Here is a 25,130-nt window from a genome sequence, read left to right as displayed (position 1 = left end):
GGGCGCGTGTAGCAAAATCGCGGGTCGCCTGTCAGGCGCGCATCGCCCTGTGGCAAGGGCTCGAATCAAGCGCTTGGCGGCGCTTGCCCCAGTATCCGCCCGGCCGCCACCACGCCCCACCAGGACGCTTCCTCGAAGACGGAATACCCGGACAAGTCGGCGTGCGCGAACAGCACGGGGCCGTCCACCTCGCGCAGCGCGGCCAGCCCGGCGTTGGACAGGCTGCCGCATAGCGGCGAGGCCATGGCATGGCCGCGCACGGTGATGTCCAGCCGGCGCGCATGCCGCCAGAATTCCCGGCCGTAGGCGGCGATCAGGTCGGCGGCGGCTTCTTCGCGTAGGGCTTCGGGGCTGGCCGTGCTGAGCCACCGCCGCGCCGCGTTCGGTGTCTGCGCGCTTAAGGCGTGATAGGCCGTGAAGACGGATCGCGGCGAACGCGCCACGCGCAGCAGCTGGTGCGTGGACACCACATAACCCAGCGCGCGGCCTTGATAGACGACGTTGTCCCAGGACAGCGGCTCGCCCGGCGCTTCCCGCGGATAGCCTTCCAGCAGAAAATTGGACACCAGCCAGGGCGCATGCGATGACGCATGCACGGCGGGGTCATAGCCATAGGCGCGGATGTCGGGCAACAGCCGTTGCGCCACAAACAAAGGCATGGCGCAGACGGTGCGCCGACTTTGCAACGTGTAGGCGCCCGGCGTGGGGTCCGTGGCCAAGCAGGTGGTGAGCGGGCCGGCGGGCGTGTCAACGATGCGCACCGCCGTACCCGCCATGAGCCAGCGCGCGTGCCCCAGCTTGCTGTCGATGGCCTGGCGCATGCGGTCGGCCAGCACGCCCAGCCCGCCCGGCCACGTCAGCACCGCGCCTTCACCGGCGTTGGCGGCGTGGCCGTCGCGGCTGGCAAAGTAGTGCAGGCCGGCCCAGGCCGACACCACGTCGTAGCCCGCGCCGTAGTCGTCGCGGCAGCAGTAGTTCAGGTACCAGTGCAAGGCGGGCGACGTGTAGCCTTCGCGCTCCAGCCATTGCTTGAAAGTGATCTGATCCAGCGCGCGCCACGCCGGGTCTTGCGAGGACAGCACCAGCGGGATGCTGAACACGCGCCGCCCGTCATTGCCCAGCTGCGTGTGCAGGCGTTCGACCAGCGCCAGGAAGCGATGGTGCTGCGCCACGTCGGCGTCGGGCAGGCCCGTCATGGGCAGCAGCCCGTCTTCCCAGTGCCCGTTGCGCAGCAGGCGTTCTTGCGGCGAATGCACCAGGGTGGATTCGTCATACACCGGCCGGACATCGCCCGCGCCGTGTTCGATGATGCCGAAGTCGGCCAGCATCTGGCGCACATGGGTGGATGCCATCGAGGGCAGCGGCAGGTAATGCGCGCCCAGCGGATAGTGCAGTTCGTCCTGCCGCCCGGCAGCGGCGTTGCCGCCGAATTCCGGCCCCTGCACCACGACAAAGTCGGTGAACCCTTCGCGCGCCAGCTTCCACGCACACGACAGGCCGGCCACGCCCGCGCCCAGAATGACGGCCTGGTGCCGATGGTGCGCGGTGGCGGCGGGCAGAATGGCGCCGTCGCGCAAGGCGTGGCCCGCCTGCATGCCGGGGTAGGCCACGTTTGCCGGGGTCTCGACGATGCGCTGGCGGTAGTAGCCGGCGGTGCCCGCCACCGCCGCCGTGGCCGCGCCCAGAAGAAAGCTGCGACGGCGCATCAGCGGATGACCTTGCGCCAGTCCTCGTCGAAATAGCGCACCAGCGATTGCTCGTTCAAGCGGTTGGGCGGCATCTCCAGCGCGGGCATGTCGGCCGGGAAGTGGAACAGTTCTCGCGTGGTGGCCGGGTCCAGGTAGCGCGTGGGCACGGTGATCTTGTCGGGCGGCGTGTAGTCGCGCCGCTTGCTGGCCAGGATGAAACCCCAATCGCCAAACGACGGCACGTAGGTGTGGTACGGCCAGGTGTTCAAGCCGGCTTCCTTCAGCGTGGCGTTCACGCTCCAGAACGAACGCGGCGCGAAGTAGGGCGAGGTGGACTGGATCACCATGTAGCCGTTTTCCGCCAGGTGGCGCGCCATCAGGTGATAGACGGGCACGGAATACAGGCGGCCCAGGCCGAAGTTGGACGGGTCGGGAAAGTCCACCACGATGAAGTCGTAGACCTCGGCGTGCGTTTCCAGCCAGCGGCCGGCATCGTCATTGATGACGGTGACGCGCGGATCGTTCAGCGCGCCCTGGTTCAACGCGACCAGGGGATCGGACCGCGAAAACAACCCGGTCATCGCCGGGTCCAGGTCCACCAGCGTGATGTGTTGGATATGCTTGTACTTAAGGATTTCGCGCACCGCCAAGCCATCGCCGCCGCCCAGCACCAGGACGTTGCGCGCCCAGGGCAGCGTTTGCAGCCCCGGATGCACCAGCGATTCGTGATACCGATGTTCATCACGCGACGAGAATTGCAGGTTGTTGTTGATGTACAGGCGCAGGTCGTCATGCCAGCGCGTGACCACCAGGCGCTGGTACGGCGTGGTTTCGGCGTGCACCACGTCATCGCCGTACAAGCCCTTTTCGGCCCAGGCCGTCATCGCGGTGGAATAGATGAAGCCCAGCGCCAGAAAGCCGATCACGACGCAGGCGCGGATGGCTTTTTCGCCGGGGCGGCGCACTTCGGCGCGAAACAGCCACGTGGTCCACAAGGCCACGCTGGCGTTCAGGATGCCGAACAGGAAACTGGTGCGCAGCAGGCCTAGCTTGGGCGCCAGCAGCAGCGGAAAGATCAGCGACACCGCCAGCGCGCCCAGATAATCGAACGTCAACACGCGGCTGACGATTTCGCGGAATTCGGCCTTGCGCTGGTTGAACACGCGCATCACCAGCGGGATCTCCATCCCCACCATCAAGCCGATGACGAAGACGCCCACGTACAGCGCCGCGCGAAAAGGCGCGGACAGCCACGCAAACACCAGGAACAGCACGGCGGCCGATACGCCGCCCAGCAACGCCACCAGCAGTTCGACGTCGATAAAGCGATTCAAAACGTCTTCGTCTCTTACATATTTTGACAACCACGAACCGATGCCCATGGCGAACAAATAGCAGCCGATAACGGAGGAGAACTGAAGGATCGAATCGCCCAGTAAATAGCTGGCCAGCGCGCTGCTGATGAGCTCATAGCCCAAGCCGCAGGAAGCAACGATCAATACCGATAGGATGAGAACGCGGTCGCGCATTGGGGTGTCCGGGGCGAAAAATGCGTTCGCAGTATATCGAACGCCGCGTATATACTGCGCGCAATTAGGAGGGGGGCAATGGGAGAAGCGATGCATCCGGCGGTGACCTATCTGATCTATATCGTCTCGGCGCTGGTCATGCTGGGCGTTTTCACGGCGGTCTATACCGCCGTGACCCGCTACAAGGAATTCGACCTGATCCGGGAAGGCAATATCGCCGCCGTGCTGTCCTATGGCGGTGCGTTGGTGGGCTTCAGCTTCACCTTGTGTTCCAGCATTGCCGTGCATGCCAGCTTCGTGATGTTCCTGGTGTGGGGCGTGGCCGCCATGCTGGTGCAGATCGTCGTTTACGTCGTGGTCAACAAGGCCATTGCCGGCATGAACGAGGCCATCGAACAAAACAATATCGCCATGGGCGGCCTGATCGGTTCGATCTCGCTGGCCGCCGGTATCGTGAACGCAGCCTGCCTGACCTGAAGGCCGGCGCGCAATCCCACCTGACACGGGAGGACCTATGAGTCTCGGTTCCTTTATTCGCAAGCAGTTCATCGACATCCTGCAATGGAACGAAGATCGCGACGGCGTGCTCGCCTGGCGCCATCCGATGCAGGATTTCGAAATTCAGTACGGCGCCAGCCTGACGGTGCGTGAATCGCAGATGGCCGTGTTCGTCAATGAAGGCAAGGTGGCCGATGTGTTCGGCCCCGGCATGTACAAGCTGACGACGCAGACGCTGCCGATCCTGACGTACCTGAAGAACTGGGACAAGCTGTTCGAGTCGCCCTTCAAGTCGGACGTGATCTTTTTCAGCACGCGCCTGCAATTGGGCCGGCGCTGGGGCACGGCCCAGCCGGTGACGCTGCGTGACAGCGAGTTCGGCATGGTGCGGCTGCGCGCGTTTGGCGTGTATTCGTACCAGATCTCGGACCCGGCCAAGTTCTATCGCGAAATCAGCGGCACGCGCGACGAATACACGGTGGACGACCTGGAATTGCAGCTGCGCAATATGGTGGTGGCTGCCATGACGACGGCGCTGGGCGGCTCCAAGGTGCCGTTCCTGGATATTGCCGGCAACCAGGGCTTGATGTCGCAAAGCATCAGCGAGGCGCTGGCGCCGGTGTTCGATCGCTATGGCGTCAAGCTGGACAACTTCACGGTTGAAAACGTGTCGCTGCCCGAAGAGCTGCAAAAGGCGCTGGACACGCGTATTTCCATGGGCATGGCGGGCGACCTGGGCAAGTTCACCCAGTACCAGACGGCCACGTCCATTCCGCTGGCCGCGCAGAACGAAGGCGGCATCGCCGGCATCGGCGCGGGCCTGGCGGCCGGTGCCGCGCTGGGGCAGACAATGGCGGCGGGGCTGGGCGTGGGGCAGCCCGGACAGCCCGCGCAACCCGCGCAACCCGCGCAACCCGCACAGCCGGCTCAGCCTGCGCCCGCAGCCGCCGGCGCCGACCCGGTCGCGCGCTTGCAACAGCTGAAAGACCTGCTGGATAAAGGGCTGATCACCGCCGCCGATTACGACACGGCCAAGGCCGAAGTGCTGAAGAAACTTACCAGCTAAGGTCCCATGCAGCAGGTTCTGTGTCCGCAGTGCGGCGCCCCGGTCAAGTTCACGTCCACCGCTTCCGTCATGGCAGTCTGCGGCGCATGCCGCAGCACCTTGCTCAAAGATGCCGACTCGGTCAAGCGCATCGGCGAAATGGCCGACGTGCTGGAAGACTATTCGCCACTGTGCCTGGGCGCGGCGGGCAGCGTGGACGGCAAGCGTTTCGACGTGATCGGCCGTATCCAGCTGCGCTACGACGACGGCTTCTGGAACGAGTGGTACGTGTGGTTCGACGATGGCGCCGACGGCTGGCTGTCGGACGCGTCGGGCCAGTACGCGCTGACCCGGCGGCGCGGCGTCAAGTCGGTGCAGGGCATGCCCGCGTTTGCCGACATCTCGCCGGGCGATGAGCTCAAGCTGGATGGGCAGCGGTTCATTGCCGCGGACGTGCGCCGCGCGCGCGCCGGCGGCGCGCAGGGCGAATTGCCCTTCGTGCCCGGCGATGGCTGGGACGCCAAGGTGGCCGATTTCCGCAGCCTGGACGCGTTCCTTACGCTGGATTTTTCCGACGGCCCCGAGCCCCAGCTGTACATCGGCAAGGCCTTTGACCTGTCCGCCATGCAGGCGGCCACGTTGCGCAGCAACGAACAGGTGGAAGAGACGGCCGGCCGTTATCGCGGCCAGATCAAGGCGCTGGACTGCCCCAACTGCGGGGCGCCGATCAGCTTCGTGGCGGCCATGGCAACGACTGTGGTGTGCCCGTCTTGCGCGGCAACCGTCGACTGTTCCGGGCCCACCGCCGAAGTCATCGAGAAGGCGCGCAAGGTCAAGTCCATCAAGACCACCTTGTCGCTGGGCGCGGTGGCCAAGATCGACGGCGCCAGCTACACGCTGATCGGCCTGATGAAATGCGCCGACCGCGATCCCGAAGAGCCGTCGGACTGGATCGAATACCTGCTGTTCAATCCGGCCAAGGGCTTTATCTGGCTGGTGGAAACGGACGAAGGCTGGGAACGCGTGCAGGTGTGCGACACCTGGCCCAGCCCGAATAACGCCACCAGCGTGCGCTGGCGTTCGAAGCTGTACCAGAAACTGTACGACTACACCTCGCAAGTCGAGATGCCGCTGGGTGCGTTCAACTGGCGTGTCAAGGCGGGCGACACCACGCACATCACCGACTACAAGGCGGGCACGCTCAAGCTGACGCGTGAACGGAGCGAATCGGAATTGGGCTGGTCGGCATCGTCGCCCGTGGCGCCCGCGCAATTGGCTCAGTGGTTCGACGACCCCAAGCTGGCCGCGCAGAAAGCCCGGCCGATGGGCGGCAAGAAGGGCAGCTATGGCAAATGGGCCTGGATCGCGACCATCGGCATGGTGTTCCTGAATTTGAGCAATATCCTGGGCGGCCGCTTTGTCCCGATCCTGATCGGGCTGGCATTCTTGTGGTTACCCGCCAAGATGGCGGACAAGCTTTCCGAAGGGGACGACTAGGACCATGGGCAAGTTCCTGTATGGCGTGTACGCCTTGGTGGTGGTGCTGGCGGCGACGGGATTCAATTCCCCCGGCGTGCGCATGGTGGGCGGCGGGGGCGGCGGCAGCAGCAGTTGGGGCAGCAGTTCATCCGGTAGCTCGGGCTGGTCGTCGGGCGGGTCGCACAAGTGACCGTGCATGATCCTGCGGGCCTTCATGTGCTGGCCGACTTTCGCGGGGTGCCGGCCCATCGCCTGACCGACGCCGTGGCCCTGGAAGCGCAGCTGATCGCGGCGGCGCGAGCCGCGGGCGCGCACGTGTTAAGCGCGCATTTTCATCTTTTTGGCGAAGGTTCGGGCGTGACCGGCGTCGTCATGCTGAGCGAATCGCATATCAGCATCCATTCCTGGCCCGAGCACGAGTTCGCCGCGCTGGACATCTTCATGTGCGGCGCGGCGCAGCCCGAACTGGCGCTGGCCAGTCTGCGCGACGCGCTGGCGCCCGCCTCGGTTCACGTCACGACGGTCGCGCGCGGCTGATCCCGCTTTTTTCCTGGGTTTGATCGGGCGCAGACCGCGCGTGATGGCAAATTGACGGGCGTTATATACCTCTATATATTTCGTTTCCGGTGGGGCCCTGTTTTCGACCCCCTTTCAAGGAAGACCATGTCTTGCAAACGTCCGATGCTGGCGCTGACGCTGGCGATTTCCGCGCTGTGGGGCGCAGGCGCCCAGGCCGCCGATCTGGTCGTGTCCGCCGCGGCCAGCCTGACCAACGCGTTCAAGGATGTGGCGCAGGGCTATGAAAAGCAGCACCCCGGCACCCATGTCGTGCTGAACTTCGGCGCGTCCGATGTGCTGTTGCAGCAGATTGTGAAAGGCGCGCCCGCCGATGTGTTTGCGTCGGCGGACCAGAAGGCGATGGACAAGGCGGTAGAGGAAAAGGCCGTGCGGCGCGATTCGCGCGCGGACTTCGCCGCCAACCAGATCGTGCTGATCGTGCCGGCCGACAGCAAGGCCAACATCACATCCCTGAACGACCTGACGCGCGCGGACATCAAGCGCATCGCCTACGGCAACCCGGCTTCGGTGCCGGTGGGGCGCTACACGCAGGGCGCACTGGAAGCAGCCGGCTTGTGGACCGCCGTGCAGGCCAAGAGCGTGCTGGCGCAGAACGTGCGCCAAAGCCTGGACTATGTCTCGCGCGGCGAGGTCGATGCCGGCTTCGTGTTCGCCACCGACGCCGCCATCATGCCCGACAAGGTCAAGGTGGCGCTGCGCGTGAAGTCGCAAACCCCGGTCACCTATCCCATTGCCGTGACCGCGCGCCAGGCCGCCGCCCAGGAAGCCCAGCGCTTTGTGGCTTATGTGCTGTCGCCCGCCGGCCAGGCCATCCTGGCGCGCTACGGCTTTCAACAGCCCTGAACCGGGTTGACGGCGGCCACCGATGACTGATCCCGTCTGGGTCCCGCTGCTGCTGTCGCTGAAGGTGGCGGGCTGGGCCACGCTGCTGGCCACGCTGGCCGGCACCGCCGCGGCCTATGGCCTGTCGCGCTGGCGCTGGCCCGGTGGCGATGTGCTGGACGCGCTGCTGACCCTGCCGCTGGTGCTGCCGCCTACCGTGCTGGGCTATTACCTGCTGGTCTTGCTGGGTCGTCGCGGCATCATCGGCGAAACGCTGGCCAAGTGGAATATCGAACTGGTCTTCACCTGGCAGGGCGCGGTGATCGCCGCGTCCATCGTGGCGTTTCCGCTGGTGTTCAAGTCGGCGCGGGCAGCGTTCGACAACGTGGACGCGCAGCTTGAAAACGCGGCCCGGGTGTTGGGCGTGGGCGAAATCGGCGTGTTTTTCCGCGTGACGCTTCCCCTGGCGGCGCGCAGCATCCTGGCGGGCGTGCTGCTGGCTTTCGCCCGCGCCCTGGGCGAATTCGGCGCCACGCTGATGATCGCGGGCAATCTGCCGGGCCGTACCCAGACGCTGTCGGTGGCCATCTACGAAGCGGTGCAGGCGGGCGATGATCGTACCGCCAACCTGTTGGTGCTGGTCACGTCCATCACCTGCGTGGTGGTGCTGGTGGTGGCGGGCAAGCTGGTGCCCAAGGGCGCCCGCGCCCGCGACGGAGGCGGCCGATGAGCGTCAGCATCCACGTGCAAAAACGCATGGTGTCGGGCGACCGGCACTTTGAACTGGACGCCGCGTTTACGTCGTCGTCCAAGCGCATTGCCTTGTTCGGGCCCTCGGGCGCGGGCAAGAGCCTGACGCTGCGCGCCGTGGCGGGTCTGCTGCGTCCGGACGCCGGGCGCATCCAGATCAATGGCCGCGTGCTGTTCGATGCGCAGGCGGGCGTGTGCCTGCCTGCCCGGTCACGGCGGGTGGCCTATCTGTTTCAGGACTACGCGCTTTTTCCGCATCTGACGGTGGCGCAAAATATCGCGTTCGGGCTGCGACGCGGCTGGCGCAACCCGCCCCGGCGCGAAGTGCTGCCCGAGGCGCGGCGCTGGGTGGATGCGTTCGAACTGGGCGCCATCGTGGGCAGCTATCCCGGCGAAATTTCCGGCGGGCAAAAGCAGCGCGTGGCGCTGGCCCGGGCGCTGATGCTGCAACCGGACATCCTGCTGCTGGACGAACCCTTTTCAGCGCTGGATTCGCAACTGCGCGGCCGCATGCGCCAGGAATTGAACGCCTTGCAGCGTCAGTTGGATGTGCCGATGCTGCTGATCACGCACGACCCGGCCGATGTGGACGCGCTGGCCGACGAGGTCTTCGAAGTGCGCGAGGGCAGGGTGGGGCGCCGCCGGGATGACGTGGGCGTGTAGGGAAAACGCAGGGAAAGGGCAGGGAAAGCGGACCGCTTCAGTCCAGCACGCCCAGGATCACGCTGGAAGCCTTGAAGATGGCCACGGCCGGCGCGCCTGTTTCCAGCCCGAGCTCTTGCGCGCTGTCGTTCGTCACGATGGCCACCAGCGTGGCGCCGCCTTCCATGCCAATCAGTATTTCGCTGTTGACCGCACCGGCGCGGATGGCCGTGATGTGGCCTTGCAGCTGGTTGCGGGCCGACAGCCGCAAGCCGGGTCCCGGTGCGCCCACGATGACGGTCGATGCCTTCACAAGCGCAATCGCTTCCTTGCCAGGCGCCAGGCCAAGTTCGGCGGTGCTGTCGCGCGTGATGGTGGCGGTGATGAGGTGGCCGCCCGCGATGCGCAGTTGCACTTCATCGTTCACGGCGCCGGTGCGGATATCGGTCACGGTGCCCAGGAACTTGTTGCGTGCGCTGGTCTTCAGCATGAAGCGCCTCATCAGATCGATGTCGCCGCTGGCATCCAGGCCGGCGCGCGTCAGGTTGTCCATGAACTTCTGGTGTTCGGCCTCTAGTGCGCGAAACGTCATGATCAGGCGGCGTGCGCGGTCGGTCAGTTGCGTGCCGCCGCCGCCTTTGCCGCCCGCCGCCCGCAGCACCAGGGGTTCGCCCGCCAGGTTGTTCATGGCGTCGATGGCGTCCCAGGCGCCCTTGTAGCTCATGCCCACGGCGCGCGCGGCGGCCGTGATCGAGCCCGTGGCGTCAATTTGCGCCAGCAGGTCTATGCGGTTTTTCCCGCCCCAGGTCTGGGCGCCGGAACGAAACCAGATCGAGCCGTCAAGTTCCAACATGGGTAGCGGTACGGGTCAAGGACAAGGTCAAAAACGAGCCAAGAGTGTAATGGACGAGGTCCAGGATAGGTGGCGCGACCTGGGGATCCATAAGCCGCGGCAGGGCAGAAGGCGCCACGGGATGCGAATGAGATTCTGTTGAAAGTTTACGGGCTTCGCGGCACTATGGCGTGGCCCAGTGCTCTTGGAGACATCGACATGAAAGCGATTCAAGCGGTGAAATGGTTGGCGGCGGGTTCCATGACTGGCTTGCTCGCGGCTTGCGCCTCGGGCCCCACGATCAAAGGCGATTACGATCATCAAGCCAACTTCGCGCAGTACCAGACCTTCGGTTTCATGAGCCCCCTGGGCACCGACAAAGCCGGCTACAGCAGCTTGCTGACCGAGCGCCTGAAGGCCGCCACGCGCGGCCAGATGGAAATGCGCGGTTATACCTACACCCCGTCCAATCCCGACCTTCTGGTCAACTTCAGCGCCAAGCTCCAGCAAAAAACCCAAGTCACGCCCGCGGCTCCGCCCATGGGCCCGTACTATGGCTACCGCTCCGGCTTTTACGGCGGCTGGCCCGGCTACGGCTGGGGCGACGACGTGTACCAGTACACCGAAGGCACGCTGAACATCGACCTGGTGGACTCGCGCCGCAAGCAGCTGGTGTGGGAAGGCGTGGCCGTGGGCGAGGTGCAGAGCCCCGACAGCGTCAACACCCCGCAGAGCGTGGACAAGGCCGTGGCGCAGATCTTCGCCAAGTACCCGTTCCGCGCCGGCGTGGCCGCGCCGCAGTTGCCGGACAAAAGCAAACCCTGACCCGAGGTAGCCGCATGACCGCTCGTCGCAACGCCCCATCCCAAGACACCGGCGATACGCCACCCTATGAAACCGTCGCGTTGGTGTTGCAAGGGGGCGGTGCGTTGGGGTCCTATCAGGCCGGGGTCTACCAGGGCTTGCACGAAGCGGGCATCCGGCCCAACTGGATATCGGGCATTTCCATCGGGTCGATCAACGCGGCCATCATCGCGGGCTCTCGCGAAGATGAACGGGTGGATCGCCTGCGCGGTTTCTGGGAAGCCATCTGCCGGCCCGCCGGCTTTGCCTCGGTGCCGTGGGGTGACACGCTGGCGGGCATGTTCGAAGGCATCCCCTTCGGCTTCGGGTCGCCCGCCATGAACGGCCAGCTGTCTGCCTTCCAGGCGCTGTTCTCCGGCCAGCCCGGGTTTTTCAAACCGCGTTTTCCGCCGCCTTACTGGGCCAGCGGCCGGGGCGCGGCCTCTACCAGTTTCTACGACACCACGCCCCTGGCGGCCACGCTGCGCCAGTTCGTGGATTTTGACGTGCTGAACAGTGGCGCGGTGCGCGCCAGCTTCGGCGTGGTCAACGTGCAGTCGGGCAACTTTGCTTATTTCGACAGCCTGAAAGACACCCTGCGGCCCGAGCACATCATGGCCTCCGGCGCCTTGCCGCCGGGCTTTCCGTCGGTGGAAATCGATGGCGAACATTATTGGGATGGCGGCGTGGTGTCCAACACGCCACTGGCCCAGGTGCTGACCACCGACAACATGCGCGATACGCTGGCCTTCCAGGTAGACCTGTGGCCCGCGCGCGGGCCGCTGCCGACGTCGCTGGAAGAAGTGGCCGAACGGCAGAAAGACATCCAGTATTCAAGCCGCACGCGCCTGGTCACCGACCAGCTGCGGCGCGTGCTCAAGCTGCGCCACGGCTTGCAGCGCCTGCTTGAACGCATGCCGGAGGCCGAGCGCAATGCCCCCGAACTGGCCGACATCCGCAAGTTGTCGCATACGCCCGCCACCAACATCATCAACCTAATCTACGAATCCAAGCACCGGGAACGCTATTCCAAGGACTATGAATTCGGCACCGAGGCCATGCGCGAACACTGGGAATCCGGCTTGTCCGATATCCGTCAGACACTCGCCAAGCCCGGCATTCTGGCGCGCCCGACAGAAAATAGTTGCTTCGTGACGCACGATATCCACCGCAACGGCAAGCATCCTTCATGAGCATTTGCATAGGACTGGTCTGATATTCAGGCCTAACGCGTATCAAGAGCGCGTCATCAGGCCGTAACGCCGGTAGTCTCCCAGAACAAACAGCAACCCAGTTCCGGGAGCCGGCCGCGCCGCCGTTGGCAAGGCCGCCCCGGTGGAGACATGTGATGACTGCTTTCGATGCTCTTGCCCCCCTTGGTCCGCAACCGCCGGATGCCGCCCGACTGCCCCATGCAGACGAGGCGACGTTCTTAAGCGGCGATCGGCTCGACGGTTGGTGGAGCCTGCTTTACCGGGGGTGGACGTTGTTGGCACCCAGCGGCGTGCGTATCGACCTGACCGAAATCGAACGTGCCTGCTTTTTGTGCCTGCTGCGAAATCCCAACCGCGAGCTGCTGCGCGAAGAGTTGATGGCAACGCGTGCCAGCACCAATCTGCGCACGTTGAATGTGGCAATCTGCCGACTGCGCAGCAAAGTGCTGCGCGCGGGAATCCGGTTGCCGCTGCATACCGTGCACGGCGTGGGCTATGTATTCCTGGGCAATCTCCGAGAGCTTTCCACCCTCTGAGGCTGTTGCGGAATGTCTCTCCCGCGCATCGTTTGAGCCGTTGAAAATACGTGTAATCCCCAATAACTGAGTTACATTATTGGGCTATTCACGTGCCATGACTGACGTTAGGCATTATCTGATCGCTTTGTTGGTTCGGTTCACTACGCTACGCGGGGGTTTCAATGCGGTTTTCGCCTAAACGTGTTTCAGGTCTGGCAGTTTCCGGTGGCATCCTCGCGCTGATATTGGCAGGGTGCGGCGAGAAGCCCCAGATGAACCCGGGCATGCCCCAAGTCAGCGTCATCACCGTACAGCCGGAGCGCGCGCCCATTGTCTCGGAACTGCCCGGCCGCGTGGACGCCGTGCGCGATGCCCAGATCCGCTCCCGCGTGACCGGCATCGTGCAGAAAATCACCTTCGAGCAGGGTGGCGACGTCAAGGAAAACCAGCTGCTGTTCAAGATCGATCCGGCGCCGTACAAGGCGGCCTACGATCAGGCGACGGCGCAGTTGAAGCAGGCGCAGGCGAACCTGTTCAGCGCCAAGCTGCTGGCCGACCGCTACGCGCCGCTGGTCAAGGCCAACGCCGTCAGCAAGCAGGAATACGACAACGCCGTGGCCTCGTTCCGCCAGGCCGACGCCGCGGTCGCCGCCGCCAAGGCCGCGCAGGACAACGCCAAGATCAACCTGGGTTACACCGACGTCACCTCGCCCATCACGGGCCGCATCGGCAAGCCGCTGGTGACCGAGGGCGCGCTGGTGGAATCCACGTCTGCCACGCAGATGGCCACTGTGCAGCAGCTGGACCCGGTCTACGTGGACTTCACTCAGTCCACCGCCGAACTGGCTGCGCTGCGCCGGGCATTTGCCAGCGGCCAGTTGCAGCAGGTGGGTAAAGACACCGCGCGCGCCACGGTCGTGCTGGAAGACGGCTCGGAATACCAGCACGCCGGCAAGCTGCTGTTCACCGGCATCACCGTGGACCCGTCCACGGGCCAGGTGAACCTGCGCGCCGAAGTGCCCAACCCCGACGGCATCCTGTTGCCCGGCATGTATGTGCGGGTGCGGCTGGAGCAGGGCGTGGACGACAAGGCGCTGGTGGTGCCGCAGCAGGCGCTGCAACGCACCGCCGACGGCTCGCAAAGCCTGATGCTGGTCAAGGACAACAAGATTCAGCAGTTGCCCGTCACGACCGGCGGCGCCATCAAGAACAACTGGCTGATCACCAGCGGCCTGAAGGCCGGCGACGTGGTCGTGGTTGAAGGCTTCCAGAAAATCCGTCCGGGGGCGCCGGTGCAAGTCAGCCAATGGACCAAGAACGGGGCCGCCGCCAAAGACGGCCAGGCGCCGGCGCAACCCGGCGCCAAGCCGGCCGCACCGGCGGATCCGTCCAAGCCCGCCGAGCCCGCAACGCAGGACAAGGCCGCAGGCCAGAAATCTTAAGCGGCACGCGGCGCACAGGCGCCGCGTTCCCCTTTGGTGAGCATCGCTTTCAGAGTCAGCCCACATGCCGCAATTTTTCATTGATCGACCAATTTTTGCCTGGGTAGTTGCCCTGTTCATCTTGCTGGCCGGGGTGTTGGCCATCCCGAACATGCCGGTGGCGCAGTACCCGGACGTGGCCCCGCCGGCCATCACGATTACCGCTACCTATCCGGGCGCGTCCGCCAAGGAAGTGGCGGAATCGGTCACCAGCATCATCGAAGACAAGCTCAATGGCGCCAAGGGCCTGATCTACTACGAGTCGGTCAGCGATTCCTACGGCACCGCCACCATCACGGCCACCTTCGCCCCGGGCACCAACCCCGACCTGGCGCAGGTTGACGTGCAAAACCGCGTGTCGAACGTGATCGCGCAGTTGCCGTCGGCCGTGCAGCAGCAGGGCCTGCAATACGAGCAGACCAGTACCGGCTTTCTGATGATCGTGACGCTGTCGTCCAACGACGGCTCGCTGGATCAGACGGCGCTGGCCGACTACATCACCCGCAACGTGCAAAACCCGGTGTCGCGGGTGGCCGGCGTGGGCCAGTTCCAGCTGTTCGCCGCGCCGCGCGCCATGCGCATCTGGGTGGATCCCAACAAGCTGGTGGGCTTCAACCTGAGCATGAACGACGTCAACCAGGCGATTGCCGCGCAGAACGTGCTGATCTCCGGGGGCAGCATCGGGTCGCCGCCCAACCCGGAATCGCAACGCATTACAGCCACCGTCACGGCCAACGGGCAGCTGAGCACGGTTGAAGGTTTTGGCAAGATCGTGCTGCGCGCCAACACCGATGGCTCCAAGGTGCTGTTGCGTGACGTCGCGCGCGTGGAAGTGGGCGCCGACAACTACCAGTTTGGTGCCCGCCTGAACGGCAAGCCCACGGCGGCCTTCGCCATCGTGCTGTCGCCGGACGCCAACGCGCTGGCCACCGCCCAGGGCGTGCGCCAGCAGATGGAAGAATTGTCCAAGTACTTCCCGGGCAACATCCAGTACGCCATTCCCTACGACACGGCGCCCTACGTCAAGGTGTCGATCGAGCAGGTGCTGCACACCCTGGTCGAGGCCATGGTGCTGGTGTTCCTGGTGATGTACCTGTTCCTGCAGAACGTGCGCTACACGCTGATTCCGGCACTGGTCGTTCCCGTGGCCATGCTGGGCTCGTTCGCGGTGATGCTGGGGCTGGGCTTTTCCATCAACGTATTGACCATGTTCGCGATGGTGCTTGCCATCGGGATTCTGGTGGACGACGCCATCGTGGTGGTCGAAAACGTTGAACGGATCATGGCCACCGAAGGCCTGCCGCCCAAGGAAGCCACCAAGAAGGCCATGCCGCAGATCAGCGGCGCCATCATCGGCATCACGCTGGTGCTGGTCACGGTGTTCCTGCCGCTGGCCTTCATGAGCGGGTCGGTGGGCGTGATCTACCGGCAGTTCTCGGTGGCCATGGCCGTGTCGATCTTCTTCTCGGCCTTGCTGGCGCTGACCTTCACGCCCGCCTTGTGCGCCACCATTCTCAAGCCGGTGCCCAAGGGCCACCACAACGAGAAGAAGGGCTTTTTCGGCTGGTTCAACCGCAAGTTCGACGCCACCACGCACGGCTATCAGAACTGGGTGTCGCGCATCCTGCACAAGGGCGGCCGCATGATGCTGGCCTTCCTGGTGCTGGTGTTGCTGCTGGGCTGGTTGTACCTGCGCCTGCCGTCCTCGTTCCTGCCGGAAGAAGACCAGGGCTACGTGATCAGCAACATCGAGCTGCCCACCGGCGCCAGCGCCAACCGCACGATCGAAGTGATCGAACAGGTCGAGGAATATTTCCGCAATGTCCCGGCCGTTGAAAACATCATCACCGTGCAGGGCTACAGCTTTAACGGTAACGGCCTGAACGCCGCTATCGCGTTCACCACCTTGAAAGACTTCAAGGACCGCAAGGACAAGCAGGATTCCGCGGGCGCCATCGCGTTCAATGCCTTCCAGAAGCAGTTGATGGGCATCCACGATGCGCAGGTGTTCACGTTGGTGCCGCCGGCCATTTCGTCGTTGGGTAACGCCACCGGCTTCGACCTGCGCTTGCAGGATCGTGGGTCGGGTGGGTCCGAGGCCTTGGCCGCGGCCACCGGCCAGTTGATGGGCATGGCGATGAAGAGCCCCGTGCTGTCGCAGGTGCGCATCACCGGCCTGGCGGCCGGTACGCAGCTGACGCTGAACGTTGACCGCGACAAGGCCGCGGCCTTGGGCGTGGACTTCAACGAAGCGGCGTCGTTGATCTCGACGGCGGTGGGCTCGGCTTACCTCAGCAAGTTCCCCAACATGGGCCGGATGCAGAACATCTGGGTCCAGGCGGATGCGCCGTATCGCATGCAGCTGTCCGACGTGTTGCAACTGAACGCGCGCAACGCCCAGGGCGGCATGGTGCCGTTGTCCACCTTCGTGTCGGCCGAGTGGGTGCAAGGGCCGGTGCAGGTGGTGCGCTACAACAGCTACGAATCCATGCGTATCGGCGGCAGCGCCGCGCCGGGTTACACCACCGGCCAGGCCATGGAAGAAATGCAGAACCTGGTCGCGCAGCTGCCGCAAGGCTTTGGCTACGAATGGACCGGCTTGTCTTACCAGGAACGGCAAGCGGGCAACCAGGCGCCGATCCTGATGGGCCTGTCGCTGTTGATCGTGTTCCTGGTGCTGGCCGCGCTGTATGAAAGCTGGGCCATCCCGCTGTCGGTCATGCTGGTGGTGCCGCTGGGCATGCTGGGCGCCGTGGCGCTGGTCAGCGCGCTGGGCATGTCCAACGACGTGTACTTCCAGGTGGGCATGGTGACCGTGATCGGCTTGGCGGCCAAGAACGCCATTCTGATCGTGGAGTTCGCCAAGGACCAGTACGCGCGGGGCATGGGGCTGTATGAATCCGCCGTGGAAGCGGCCCGATTGCGGTTCCGGCCCATTCTGATGACGTCGCTGGCGTTCATTCTGGGCGTGGTGCCGCTGGCCATGGCCACCGGCGCGGGCGCTGCCAGCCAGCGCGCGGTCGGCCTGGGCGTGCTGGGCGGCATGTTGGCCGCCACGCCGTTCGCCGTGATCTTCGTGCCGACCTTCTTCGTGGTGGTGCTGGGTCTGTTCAAGACCCGCCCGCGCCTGTTGGGCGCCGAACTGAAGGCTTGGGAAGAAGAACAGGCCGCCAAGAAGGCAGCCGGCGACCCGCCCGACGCAGATGCGGGATACACCCCCGTTCAACCCAATGGTGGCCCGGAGGGCAAGGCATGAAAGCCCTGATGATCAAGCAATCCGCCCTGTCCGCGTTTGTGGCGGTGGCGTTGGCCGGCTGCTCGCTGGCGCCCGACTACAAACGTCCCGATGCCCCGGTCACGGGCGCCTGGCCCGACCAGCCCAAGGTGCAATACGGCGGCTACAACAACCCCACGTCCCTGGGTACGCAGCCGGCGTCGGCCGTTGTGCCCGAAGCCGGCATCCCGGCCGCCGACCTGGGCTGGCGCGAATTCTTCCGCGACCCCCGCCTGCAAAGCCTGATTTCGCTGGCGCTGGTGAACAACCGCGACCTGCGCGTGGCCGTGCAGCGCGTGGAAGAAGCGCGTGCCCAATACGGCGTTCAACGCGGGGCGCAATGGCCCAGCATCGGCGCCGGCATCCAGGGCCAGCGCCAGCATCTGCCCGCCAACATGCGCGCGGGTGGCCCGGATTCCAGCTCGATTTCCAGTTCGTACCAGGCGGGTATCGGCCTGACGACTTTCGAAATCGATCTGTTCGGGCGTTTGCGCAACCTGTCCGAAGCGGCGTATCAGCAGTACCTGTCGACCGAGCAGGCGCAGAAAACCGTACAGATCACGCTGGTCGGCTCCGTGGCGCAGTCGTATTTCAACTATCGAGCGGCCGAAGTCCAGCTGGATTTGACGCAGCGCACGCTGGCCTCGCGCCAGGAATCCTATGACCTGGTCAAGCGCCGTTTCGACGGCGGCGTGGCTTCGGAACTGGATCTGAATCAGTCCAAGTCCTTGCTGGACACGGCTTCGTCCGACCTGGCGCAACTGGCGCGTGCCCGTGCTCAAGCCTTGAACGCCCTGGTGCTGCTGGTGGGCGCGCCGCTGCCCGATGACCTGCCGCCGGCCGCGCCGTTCGGGCGCGACCAGTTGCTGGCCACCGTGCCGTCCGGCCTGCCGTCTGACCTGCTGGAACGCCGCCCCGACATCCTGGCCGCCGAAAACCAGCTGCTATCCGCCAACGCCAACATCGGCGCGGCGCGCGCGGCGTTCTTCCCGACCATTTCGTTGACGGGGCTGTTGGGCGTTGCCAGCCCGTCGCTGGGCGATCTGTTCAAGGGCGGGCAAGGCTACTGGAGCTTCTCGCCGTCCATCACCACGCCGCTGTTCTCGGGCGGCAGCATCCGCGAAGGGCTGAACCTGGCCAAGGCGCGCGACAATATCGCCGTGGCTCAGTACGAGCAGACCATCCAGCAGGCGTTCCGGGAAGTGTCCGACGCGCTGGCGGGCGAAGCTACGTACGGTGCACAGCTTGACGCGCAGCGCGCATTGCAGGAATCGTCCTCGCGCACGCTTGAACTGTCGAATTTGCGCTATACCAATGGCATCGACAGCTACCTGCAAGTGCAGACCGCGCAGGTGGATTTCTTCAACGCCCAGCTGTCGCTGGTGCAAACCGGGTTGGCCGCGCTGATCAACCGCGTGGAGCTCTACAAGGCGTTGGGCGGCGGCTGGGAAGAAACCACGAAAGAACCGACCAAAGTGACGACGACCGCTCAATGATAGAACTTGGTGTAAATATCGATCACGTTGCCACGTTGCGGCAACAACGCCATACGGTGTACCCGGACCCGGTGGCCGCCGCGCTGCGCGCCGAAGATGCCGGCGCCGACCTCATCACGCTGCATCTGCGTGAAGACCGGCGCCATATCCAGGACGCGGACGTCTACGCCATTCGTCCGCAGCTGCGCACGCGCATGAACCTGGAATGCGCGATTACCGCTGAAATGCTGGAAATTGCCTGCGCCGTCAAACCCAACGACGTCTGCCTGGTCCCTGAAAAACGCACCGAACTGACCACCGAAGGCGGCCTGGAAGTGGCCGGCGCGATGGGCGCGGTGACGGACGCGGTGCGCTTGCTGGCCGAGGCGGGCATCCGGGTGTCCCTGTTCATCGACGCAGACCCGGCGCAGATCGCGGCGGCGGCCAAGGCCGGCGCCACGGTGATCGAACTGCACACCGGCGCCTATGCCGAAGCCGAAGGCGATGCGCGCGCGGCGGAATTGCAACGCATCCGCGTGGCGGTCACCGAAGGCTTGCGCCATGGCCTGCGCGTGAACGCCGGCCACGGCCTGCACCTGGGCAACGTCGCCCCGGTGGCGGCCATCGATGGCATTTCCGAACTGAACATCGGCCACGCCATCGTGGCGCAGGCGGTGTTCGATGGCTGGGAAAAAGCGGTGCGCGATATGAAGGCGGTGATGGTGCAGGCCCGCCTTCAGGCCCTGCGCGGCCTGTGATCGCAGGCCGGATCGCACAATCCCGCGTGACGCTTACCCAACCGCTGTTTTCGCCGTTTTTGGTTGACGCCCATGTCTGAATCCCCCCAAGCCCCGTTGCCCGCAGGCGCCATTGCCGGCATCGGCATGGACTTGTTGCGCATCGACCGCATCGAACGCGCGCTGGAACGGCATGGCGACCGCTTCGCGGAGAAAATCCTGGGCGCCGAGGAATTACTGAAATTCCACGCGCGCCGCGCCCGCGACCCGGTGCGCGGCATCCGCTTTCTGGCCACCCGCTTTGCCGCCAAGGAAGCGTTTTCCAAGGCGATCGGGCTGGGCATGCGCATGCCCATGACCTGGCGGCGGGTGCAGACCTTGAACGCGCCGGGCGGGCGCCCGGTGCTGGTCATCGCCCCTGAATTGCTGGACTGGTATGGCCAGCGCTTCGGCGCGGCGCACGTGTCCATCACCGACGAATCCGACATGGCCGCCGCCTACGTGGTGGTCGAACGCAAGCCGTAGGCGCAAGCCCGGCCCCGGCTTGCGCCGTGGCCCCGCGCCCGCCGCTTGCCACACAGATATAAGGACAGCCTCATGGCCAAGAAAAAATCCAAGGTGGTCCTGCCTCCCGGCCCCGTGATGGTCGACGTGGCGGGCACCTCGCTTACCAAAGAAGAAAAGACGCGTCTGCGCCACCCGCTGGTGGGCGGCGTGATTCTGTTCGCGCGCAACTTCGAAAGCCGCAAGCAGCTGACCCGCCTGACGCGCCAGATCCACAAGGCCCGCAAGGAACCACTGCTGATCCTGGTGGATCACGAGGGCGGCCGGGTGCAGCGTTTCCGCGAAGACGGCTTTACCGCCTTGCCCGCCATGCGCGACCTGGGCACGCTGTGGGACCGCGACCCCTTGCAGGCCATGCGCCTGGCCACCGAAGCCGGCTATGTGCTGGCCGCCGAGCTGCGCGCCTGCGGCGTGGACATGAGCTTCACCCCCGTGCTGGACCTGGACTACGGCGTCAGCAAGGTGATCGGCAACCGCGCCTTCCATTCGGACCCGCGCGTGGTCACGATGCTGTCGCGGGCCCTGATCCAGGGCCTGTCGCTGGCCGGCATGTCCGCCTGCGGCAAGCATTTCCCCGGCCATGGGTATGTGCAAGCCGATTCGCACCACGAGATCCCCGTGGACCCCCGCAAGCTGGACGACATCCTGAACGACGACGCCGCCCCGTACGCGTGGCTGGGCGACGCTGTGCTGCCGTCCGTGATGCCCGCCCACGTGATCTACCCCAAGGTTGACAAGCATCCGGCCGGATTTTCCAAAAAGTGGGTGCAGGACATCCTGCGCAAGCGCCTGGGCTATGACGGCGTGGTGTTCTCGGACGACCTGACGATGGAAGGCGCCTCGGTGGCAGGTGATATCCTGGCCCGTGCCAACGCCGCGCTCAACGCTGGTTGCGACATGGTGTTGGTGTGCAACCGCCCGGACCTGGCCGACGACCTGCTGTCGCGCCTGACGTTCGAGCATGCGCCCGAATCGGTCGAACGCATCCGCCGCCTGATGCCGCGTTTCGATGCGCCCGACTGGGATACCTTGCAGGCCGAAAGCCGTTATCAGAATGCCCGACGACTTCAATCTCAAATCGTTCCTGGCTGACCTGCCGCACTTGCCGGGTGTCTATCGACACCTGGATGCGGCCGGTGAAGTCATGTATGTCGGCAAGGCGCGCGACCTGAAAAAACGCGTCTCGTCGTATTTCCAGAAGAACCTGTCCAGCCCGCGCATCGCCCAGATGGTGGCGAAGGTGGCGCGGCTGGAGGTCACGGTGACGCGCTCGGAAGCCGAAGCGCTGATCCTGGAAAACAACCTCATCAAGAGCCTGAAGCCGCGTTACAACATCCTCTTTCGCGACGACAAGTCCTACCCGTACCTGCTGATCACCGGCCACGAATGGCCGCGCATTGCCTACTACCGGGGCGCGACGAACAAGCGCGGCCAGTACTTCGGCCCGTTTCCCAACGCCTGGGCGGTGCGCGAAACGATCCAGATCCTGCAAAAGGTGTTCCGCCTGCGCACCTGCGAAGACACCGTCTTCGCCAACCGGTCGCGGCCCTGTCTGCTGCATCAGATCGGGCGCTGTTCGGCGCCATGCGTGGGCGCGATCGAAGCCGAGGAATACCAGCGCGACGTGCAGCGCGCCGTGCGTTTTCTGAACGGCGAAGCGAAAGACGTCATGGGCGAAATCGAAACCCGCATGCAGCAGGCGGCGGGCGAATTGCGCTTTGAAGAAGCCGCCGCCTTGCGCGACCAGATGGGATCGCTGGCGCGCGTGTTGCACCAGCAGACCATGGAGAACACCAGCGGCGAAGACACCGACATCATCGCGGTGGCGGTGGCGGGCGGCAAGGTCTGCGTGAACCTGGCGATGGTGCGCGGCGGCCGCCACCTGGGCGACAAGCCGTTCTTTCCGACGCACGCCGAAGGCGAGGCGGCGCCGCAGGTGCTGGAGGCCTTCATCGCCCAGCACTACACCGACAACGCCATGCCGCCCGTGCTGGTGTGTTCGCACGCCTTGCCCGACCCGGAACTCATCAACCTGCTGATCGAGCAGGCCGGTGGGCGCCCGTCGCGGTTGTTGACTCGGCCCCAGGGGGCGCGCCGGTCCTGGCTGGAACAGGCGGGCAAGAATGCCGAGATGGCCCTGGCGCGCGCGCTGACCGAATCCGGCGCCCGCGCCGGCCGCACACTGGCGCTGGCCGAGGCGCTGGACCTGGACACGGACGAGGCCGCGCTGGATGCGCTGCGCATTGAATGTTTCGACATCAGCCATACGGCGGGTGAGGCCACCCAGGCGTCCTGCGTGGTGTTCGAACACCACGACATGCAGCCGTCGCTGTACCGCCGTTACAACATTGCCGGCATCACCCCGGGTGACGATTACGCGGCGATGCGCCAGGTGCTGACGCGCCGGTTCGCCAAGGTGGCCGACGGCGAGGCCCCGATGCCGGGGCTGGTGCTGATTGACGGTGGCAAGGGCCAGGTCGAAGTGGCACGCAAGGTGTTCGCGGAATTGGGGCTGGATATCCAGACGCTGGTGGGCGTGGCCAAGGGGGAAGGGCGCAAGGTCGGCCTGGAAACCCTGGTGTTTGCCGACGAGCGGCCCCCCGTGGCGCTGGGCGGCGAATCCGCCGCGCTGATGCTGATCGCCCAGGTGCGAGACGAGGCGCACCGCTTTGCCATTACCGGCATGCGCGCGCGCCGCGCCAAGACGCGCAACGTGTCGCGCCTGGAAGAGATCGAGGGCGTGGGCGCCCGGCGGCGGCAGCGGCTGCTGGCCCGGTTTGGCGGGTTTTCGGGGGTGGCGTCGGCCAGCATCGAGGACCTGGCGTCGGTGGACGGTATTTCGCAGGACCTGGCGGAACGCATCTACGAGGCGTTGCGTGGGTAGCCACGGCCAACCCACGGCCATTGCGCGCCGCCGATACAGCCAGCGTCACCCGGCTGATGTAGCATACGGACACTATGCCAATTAACGTACCCATTATCCTGACATGGCTGCGCATCGCCATGATTCCGCTGGTGGTCGGGCTGTTCTACCTGCCCGAGAGCTGGATGTCGGTTCCCACCCGCGACTCTTTTGCGGCGTGGGCGTTCATCATCGCGGCACTGACCGATTGGTTTGACGGCTGGCTGGCTCGGCGTTGGAACCAGACGTCGGCGTTCGGCGCCTTCCTGGACCCCGTCGCGGACAAGTTGATGGTATGCGCCGCGCTGATCGTGCTGCTGGACCTGAGCCGAGTCGACGCCTTTATCTCGTTGATCATCATCGGCCGCGAAATCACCATTTCGGCTCTGCGTGAATGGATGGCAAAAATTGGCGCCAGCGCCAGCGTCGCGGTGCACCGGCTGGGTAAATTCAAGACGGCTGCGCAGATGGTGGCCATTCCGTGCCTGCTGTACAACCAGCCCATCTACGGCATGAACACCAAGCTGCTGGGCGACGTGCTGATCATCGTCGCGGCGGTGCTGACGGTCTGGTCGATGTTGTATTACCTGCAACGCGCCTGGCCCGCCATCCGCGAAAAGGCGCTGTAGGGCGTTGTGCATGGCGGATTTGCCGGATCCGCCGTATCGCCCGTATGTGCTGTATGCGTCCGGTCCACCGGGCAGTATCCTGAATTTCAAATCGGCGGCCCGGCTCGCGACAGGACGGCCGCCGACATAATCAAAGAGCGATGGCCGGCATGATCCGGCCCGGCCCAGCCGCCGCATTCGCCATGAACACGACGTCCGGGTTCCCCGGCCGTTGCCGGAGACAACCCGCGCATGGCTTCGCCGCCTGCGCCACGCGCCGCTGCCGCGGCTTTTTGCAATGACCACCGCCGCCCATATCCTTCCATCAGACGCCGACGTTCGTCGGCGCGACTGGAAAACCATCCTGCTGATCGGCGTTGCGCACGCCGCCTCGCACTTTTTCCAACTGGTATTGCCGCTGCTTAACGTGTCGCTGGCCACGGCCTTCGGCCTGGACTTCGCGCGCGTCGGCGCGCTGGTGGCCACGTTCTACGTCGTGTCGGGCGTGGGGCAGGCGTCGTCCGGCTTCGTCGTGGACCGCATCGGCGCACGGCCCGTGCTGTGGTTCGGCTTGGCGTGCTTCGTGCTTTCGGGCGTGTTGATCGGTTCGGCTAATGGCTACCCGATGTTGATGGCGGCGGCTATTGTCGGCGGCATCGGCAATTCCGTTTTTCACCCCGCCGATTACTCCATCATCAACCACCGCATCACGGCGTCGCGCCTGGGCCACGCGTTTTCGGCGCATGGGCTGACCGGCAACCTGGGCTGGGCGCTGACCCCGGTTTTCATGACCACGATCATCCTGCTGGCCGACTGGCGCGTGGCGGCCTACAGCGCCGCCGGGTTGGTGGCGGTGGTGTTGCTGTTGACGGTGCTGGGCGGCCACTTGCTGGGCGGCCCCTTGCCGCCGAGCGCCGACGCCATGGGCGACGACACGGGCACTAGCAACACGACGACGGCCCCGGCCAAGGCCGCGGCAACGCAGGCGCCCAAACCGCAGGAAGGCGTGCTGGCCACCTTGGCCACGTTGCTGTCCAAGCCGGCGCTGTGGGGCGCGTTCCTGTTCTTCGCCTGCACATCGATTGCTCTGTCGTCGGTGCAGAACTACACGATTCCGTTGCTGGACCAGTTGTATGGCTTGTCCAACGTGGTGGCCAGTTCGGCCTTGTCCGGGTACATGGTGGCCTCGGCCGTGGGCATGGCGGCGGGCGGTTTCCTGGTGTCGGCCAACCCGCGCACCGAGCGCACCGTCATGGTTGCGCTGCTGTTGGCGGGCTTGACGCTGGTGGTGCTGGCGCTGGGCTGGGTGCCGGCCGCGCTGGCCGCGCCGGTAGTGGGCCTGGCCGGCTTCTGCTCGGGCGTGGCCGCGCCGTCCCGCGACATGCTGATCCGCCGCGTCACGCCCAAGGGCTCGACCGGTTCGGTCTATGGGCTGGTGTATTCGGGCATGGACGTCGGGTCGGCGCTGGGTCCGCTGGCCTTCGGCATTTTGCTGGATGCCGGTTTCCGCCAGGGCCCGTGGGTGGGCGCCGGCGTGGCGTTCACGGCGGCGGCGCTGCTGGCGCAATGGATCGCGGTGCAGGCGCGCCGCGCCGATCCCGTCATGACGGCGGGCGCGGTCGCCCGGTCCTGACGCGGCCGCCGCGCCGT

At 65.3% G+C, this 25,130-nt stretch carries 23 protein-coding genes; 20 read left to right on the top strand and 3 right to left on the bottom strand.

What is annotated here, in order from left to right; all coding sequences use genetic code 11:
* Positions 1–65 precede the first annotated feature (65 nt).
* Positions 66–1,706, bottom strand: a complete 1,641-nt coding sequence (locus tag V6F88_RS08660) for an NAD(P)-binding protein (protein ID WP_332608873.1) — start codon at positions 1,704–1,706, stop codon at positions 66–68.
* Positions 1,706–3,217, bottom strand: coding sequence for a polyamine aminopropyltransferase (locus V6F88_RS08655; RefSeq protein ID WP_332608872.1), 1,512 nt, complete (start codon positions 3,215–3,217; stop codon positions 1,706–1,708). Before V6F88_RS08655 ends, V6F88_RS08660 begins: the two co-directional genes overlap by 1 nt.
* 90 nt (positions 3,218–3,307) lie before the next feature.
* Here V6F88_RS08655 and V6F88_RS08650 point away from each other — a divergent pair, with 90 nt between their 5' ends.
* From V6F88_RS08650 to V6F88_RS08615, 8 genes are all read left to right on the top strand, one after another.
* Positions 3,308–3,694, top strand: a complete 387-nt coding sequence (locus V6F88_RS08650; RefSeq protein WP_332608969.1) for a DUF350 domain-containing protein — start codon at positions 3,308–3,310, stop codon at positions 3,692–3,694.
* A gap of 37 nt (positions 3,695–3,731) precedes the next feature.
* Positions 3,732–4,781: an SPFH domain-containing protein gene (locus tag V6F88_RS08645; RefSeq protein WP_332608871.1), complete on the top strand. Its 1,050-nt coding sequence runs from the start codon at positions 3,732–3,734 to the stop codon at positions 4,779–4,781.
* 6 nt (positions 4,782–4,787) lie between these two features.
* On the top strand, positions 4,788–6,257 hold the full coding sequence (locus V6F88_RS08640; RefSeq protein WP_332608870.1) for a DUF4178 domain-containing protein: 1,470 nt from the start codon (positions 4,788–4,790) through the stop codon (positions 6,255–6,257).
* A gap of 4 nt (positions 6,258–6,261) precedes the next feature.
* Entirely contained in the window at positions 6,262–6,429 is a 168-nt protein-coding gene (locus V6F88_RS08635) for a hypothetical protein (RefSeq protein WP_332608869.1), read from the top strand.
* Positions 6,426–6,776, top strand: a complete 351-nt coding sequence (speD, locus tag V6F88_RS08630) for an adenosylmethionine decarboxylase (protein ID WP_332608868.1) — start codon at positions 6,426–6,428, stop codon at positions 6,774–6,776. Before V6F88_RS08635 ends, speD begins: the two co-directional genes overlap by 4 nt.
* Positions 6,777–6,902: 126 nt before the next feature.
* Positions 6,903–7,661, top strand: a complete 759-nt coding sequence (modA, locus tag V6F88_RS08625; RefSeq protein WP_332608867.1) for a molybdate ABC transporter substrate-binding protein — start codon at positions 6,903–6,905, stop codon at positions 7,659–7,661.
* A 22-nt stretch (positions 7,662–7,683) separates the two neighbouring features.
* Positions 7,684–8,370: a molybdate ABC transporter permease subunit gene (gene modB, locus V6F88_RS08620; protein WP_332608866.1), complete on the top strand. Its 687-nt coding sequence runs from the start codon at positions 7,684–7,686 to the stop codon at positions 8,368–8,370.
* Complete coding sequence (locus V6F88_RS08615; RefSeq protein WP_332608864.1) at positions 8,367–9,053, top strand: sulfate/molybdate ABC transporter ATP-binding protein; 687 nt, start codon at positions 8,367–8,369, stop codon at positions 9,051–9,053. The genes modB and V6F88_RS08615 overlap by 4 nt, the downstream gene beginning before the upstream one ends.
* A 37-nt stretch (positions 9,054–9,090) precedes the next feature.
* Here V6F88_RS08615 and V6F88_RS08610 read toward each other — a convergent pair whose 3' ends face one another.
* A complete protein-coding gene (locus tag V6F88_RS08610; protein ID WP_332608863.1) occupies positions 9,091–9,885 on the bottom strand; it encodes a TOBE domain-containing protein in 795 nt (264 codons plus the stop codon).
* A 207-nt stretch (positions 9,886–10,092) separates the two neighbouring features.
* Between V6F88_RS08610 and V6F88_RS08605 the strand changes: the two genes are divergently transcribed.
* From V6F88_RS08605 to V6F88_RS08550, 12 genes are all read left to right on the top strand, one after another.
* On the top strand, positions 10,093–10,689 hold the full coding sequence (locus V6F88_RS08605; protein ID WP_442880257.1) for a DUF4136 domain-containing protein: 597 nt from the start codon (positions 10,093–10,095) through the stop codon (positions 10,687–10,689).
* A 14-nt stretch (positions 10,690–10,703) separates the two neighbouring features.
* Positions 10,704–11,900, top strand: a complete 1,197-nt coding sequence (locus tag V6F88_RS08600) for a patatin-like phospholipase family protein (RefSeq protein ID WP_332608861.1) — start codon at positions 10,704–10,706, stop codon at positions 11,898–11,900.
* A 155-nt stretch (positions 11,901–12,055) separates the two neighbouring features.
* Positions 12,056–12,457, top strand: coding sequence for a winged helix-turn-helix domain-containing protein (locus V6F88_RS08595; protein ID WP_332608860.1), 402 nt, complete (start codon positions 12,056–12,058; stop codon positions 12,455–12,457).
* A 164-nt stretch (positions 12,458–12,621) separates the two neighbouring features.
* Entirely contained in the window at positions 12,622–13,881 is a 1,260-nt protein-coding gene (locus tag V6F88_RS08590; RefSeq protein ID WP_332608859.1) for an efflux RND transporter periplasmic adaptor subunit, read from the top strand.
* Positions 13,882–13,945: 64 nt separating this feature from the next.
* Complete coding sequence (locus tag V6F88_RS08585; protein WP_332608858.1) at positions 13,946–17,176, top strand: efflux RND transporter permease subunit; 3,231 nt, start codon at positions 13,946–13,948, stop codon at positions 17,174–17,176.
* Positions 17,173–18,690: an efflux transporter outer membrane subunit gene (locus V6F88_RS08580; protein WP_332608857.1), complete on the top strand. Its 1,518-nt coding sequence runs from the start codon at positions 17,173–17,175 to the stop codon at positions 18,688–18,690. The genes V6F88_RS08585 and V6F88_RS08580 overlap by 4 nt, the downstream gene beginning before the upstream one ends.
* On the top strand, positions 18,687–19,427 hold the full coding sequence (locus tag V6F88_RS08575) for a pyridoxine 5'-phosphate synthase (RefSeq protein ID WP_332608856.1): 741 nt from the start codon (positions 18,687–18,689) through the stop codon (positions 19,425–19,427). The genes V6F88_RS08580 and V6F88_RS08575 overlap by 4 nt, the downstream gene beginning before the upstream one ends.
* A 72-nt stretch (positions 19,428–19,499) precedes the next feature.
* The gene (gene acpS / locus V6F88_RS08570; RefSeq protein WP_332608855.1) at positions 19,500–19,931 is read left to right on the top strand and encodes a holo-ACP synthase; all 432 of its coding nucleotides are present in this window, start codon (positions 19,500–19,502) and stop codon (positions 19,929–19,931) included.
* A gap of 72 nt (positions 19,932–20,003) precedes the next feature.
* Positions 20,004–21,062 (top strand): beta-N-acetylhexosaminidase, encoded by a 1,059-nt coding sequence (gene nagZ, locus V6F88_RS08565; RefSeq protein WP_332608854.1) that lies wholly within the window; start codon positions 20,004–20,006, stop codon positions 21,060–21,062.
* On the top strand, positions 21,025–22,854 hold the full coding sequence (gene uvrC / locus V6F88_RS08560) for an excinuclease ABC subunit UvrC (RefSeq protein WP_332608853.1): 1,830 nt from the start codon (positions 21,025–21,027) through the stop codon (positions 22,852–22,854). The genes nagZ and uvrC overlap by 38 nt, the downstream gene beginning before the upstream one ends.
* 74 nt (positions 22,855–22,928) lie before the next feature.
* A complete protein-coding gene (gene pgsA, locus V6F88_RS08555; RefSeq protein WP_046805412.1) occupies positions 22,929–23,501 on the top strand; it encodes a CDP-diacylglycerol--glycerol-3-phosphate 3-phosphatidyltransferase in 573 nt (190 codons plus the stop codon).
* 277 nt (positions 23,502–23,778) lie between these two features.
* Complete coding sequence (locus V6F88_RS08550; protein WP_332608852.1) at positions 23,779–25,113, top strand: MFS transporter; 1,335 nt, start codon at positions 23,779–23,781, stop codon at positions 25,111–25,113.
* The last annotated feature ends 17 nt before the right edge of the window (positions 25,114–25,130 follow it).

Source organism: Achromobacter sp. ESBL13, assembly GCF_036668755.1.
GTDB lineage: Bacteria > Pseudomonadota > Gammaproteobacteria > Burkholderiales > Burkholderiaceae_B > Achromobacter.
This window is presented reverse-complemented; position numbering and strand designations above follow the sequence as displayed.

Bases quoted from the DNA above. Each gene is read 5' to 3' on its own strand.
- V6F88_RS08660 (WP_332608873.1), bottom strand. From the start codon at position 1,706: ATGCGCCGTCGCAGCTTTCTTCTGGGCGCGGCCACGGCGGCGGTGGCG.
- V6F88_RS08655 (WP_332608872.1), bottom strand. From the start codon at position 3,217: ATGCGCGACCGCGTTCTCATCCTATCGGTATTGATCGTTGCTTCCTGC.
- V6F88_RS08650 (WP_332608969.1), top strand. From the start codon at position 3,308: ATGCATCCGGCGGTGACCTATCTGATCTATATCGTCTCGGCGCTGGTC.
- V6F88_RS08645 (WP_332608871.1), top strand. From the start codon at position 3,732: ATGAGTCTCGGTTCCTTTATTCGCAAGCAGTTCATCGACATCCTGCAA.
- V6F88_RS08640 (WP_332608870.1), top strand. From the start codon at position 4,788: ATGCAGCAGGTTCTGTGTCCGCAGTGCGGCGCCCCGGTCAAGTTCACG.
- V6F88_RS08635 (WP_332608869.1), top strand. From the start codon at position 6,262: ATGGGCAAGTTCCTGTATGGCGTGTACGCCTTGGTGGTGGTGCTGGCG.
- modA (WP_332608867.1), top strand. From the start codon at position 6,903: ATGTCTTGCAAACGTCCGATGCTGGCGCTGACGCTGGCGATTTCCGCG.
- modB (WP_332608866.1), top strand. From the start codon at position 7,684: ATGACTGATCCCGTCTGGGTCCCGCTGCTGCTGTCGCTGAAGGTGGCG.
- V6F88_RS08615 (WP_332608864.1), top strand. From the start codon at position 8,367: ATGAGCGTCAGCATCCACGTGCAAAAACGCATGGTGTCGGGCGACCGG.
- V6F88_RS08610 (WP_332608863.1), bottom strand. From the start codon at position 9,885: ATGTTGGAACTTGACGGCTCGATCTGGTTTCGTTCCGGCGCCCAGACC.
- V6F88_RS08600 (WP_332608861.1), top strand. From the start codon at position 10,704: ATGACCGCTCGTCGCAACGCCCCATCCCAAGACACCGGCGATACGCCA.
- V6F88_RS08595 (WP_332608860.1), top strand. From the start codon at position 12,056: ATGACTGCTTTCGATGCTCTTGCCCCCCTTGGTCCGCAACCGCCGGAT.
- V6F88_RS08590 (WP_332608859.1), top strand. From the start codon at position 12,622: ATGCGGTTTTCGCCTAAACGTGTTTCAGGTCTGGCAGTTTCCGGTGGC.
- V6F88_RS08585 (WP_332608858.1), top strand. From the start codon at position 13,946: ATGCCGCAATTTTTCATTGATCGACCAATTTTTGCCTGGGTAGTTGCC.
- V6F88_RS08580 (WP_332608857.1), top strand. From the start codon at position 17,173: ATGAAAGCCCTGATGATCAAGCAATCCGCCCTGTCCGCGTTTGTGGCG.
- V6F88_RS08575 (WP_332608856.1), top strand. From the start codon at position 18,687: ATGATAGAACTTGGTGTAAATATCGATCACGTTGCCACGTTGCGGCAA.
- acpS (WP_332608855.1), top strand. From the start codon at position 19,500: ATGTCTGAATCCCCCCAAGCCCCGTTGCCCGCAGGCGCCATTGCCGGC.
- nagZ (WP_332608854.1), top strand. From the start codon at position 20,004: ATGGCCAAGAAAAAATCCAAGGTGGTCCTGCCTCCCGGCCCCGTGATG.
- uvrC (WP_332608853.1), top strand. From the start codon at position 21,025: ATGCCCGACGACTTCAATCTCAAATCGTTCCTGGCTGACCTGCCGCAC.
- pgsA (WP_046805412.1), top strand. From the start codon at position 22,929: ATGCCAATTAACGTACCCATTATCCTGACATGGCTGCGCATCGCCATG.
- V6F88_RS08550 (WP_332608852.1), top strand. From the start codon at position 23,779: ATGACCACCGCCGCCCATATCCTTCCATCAGACGCCGACGTTCGTCGG.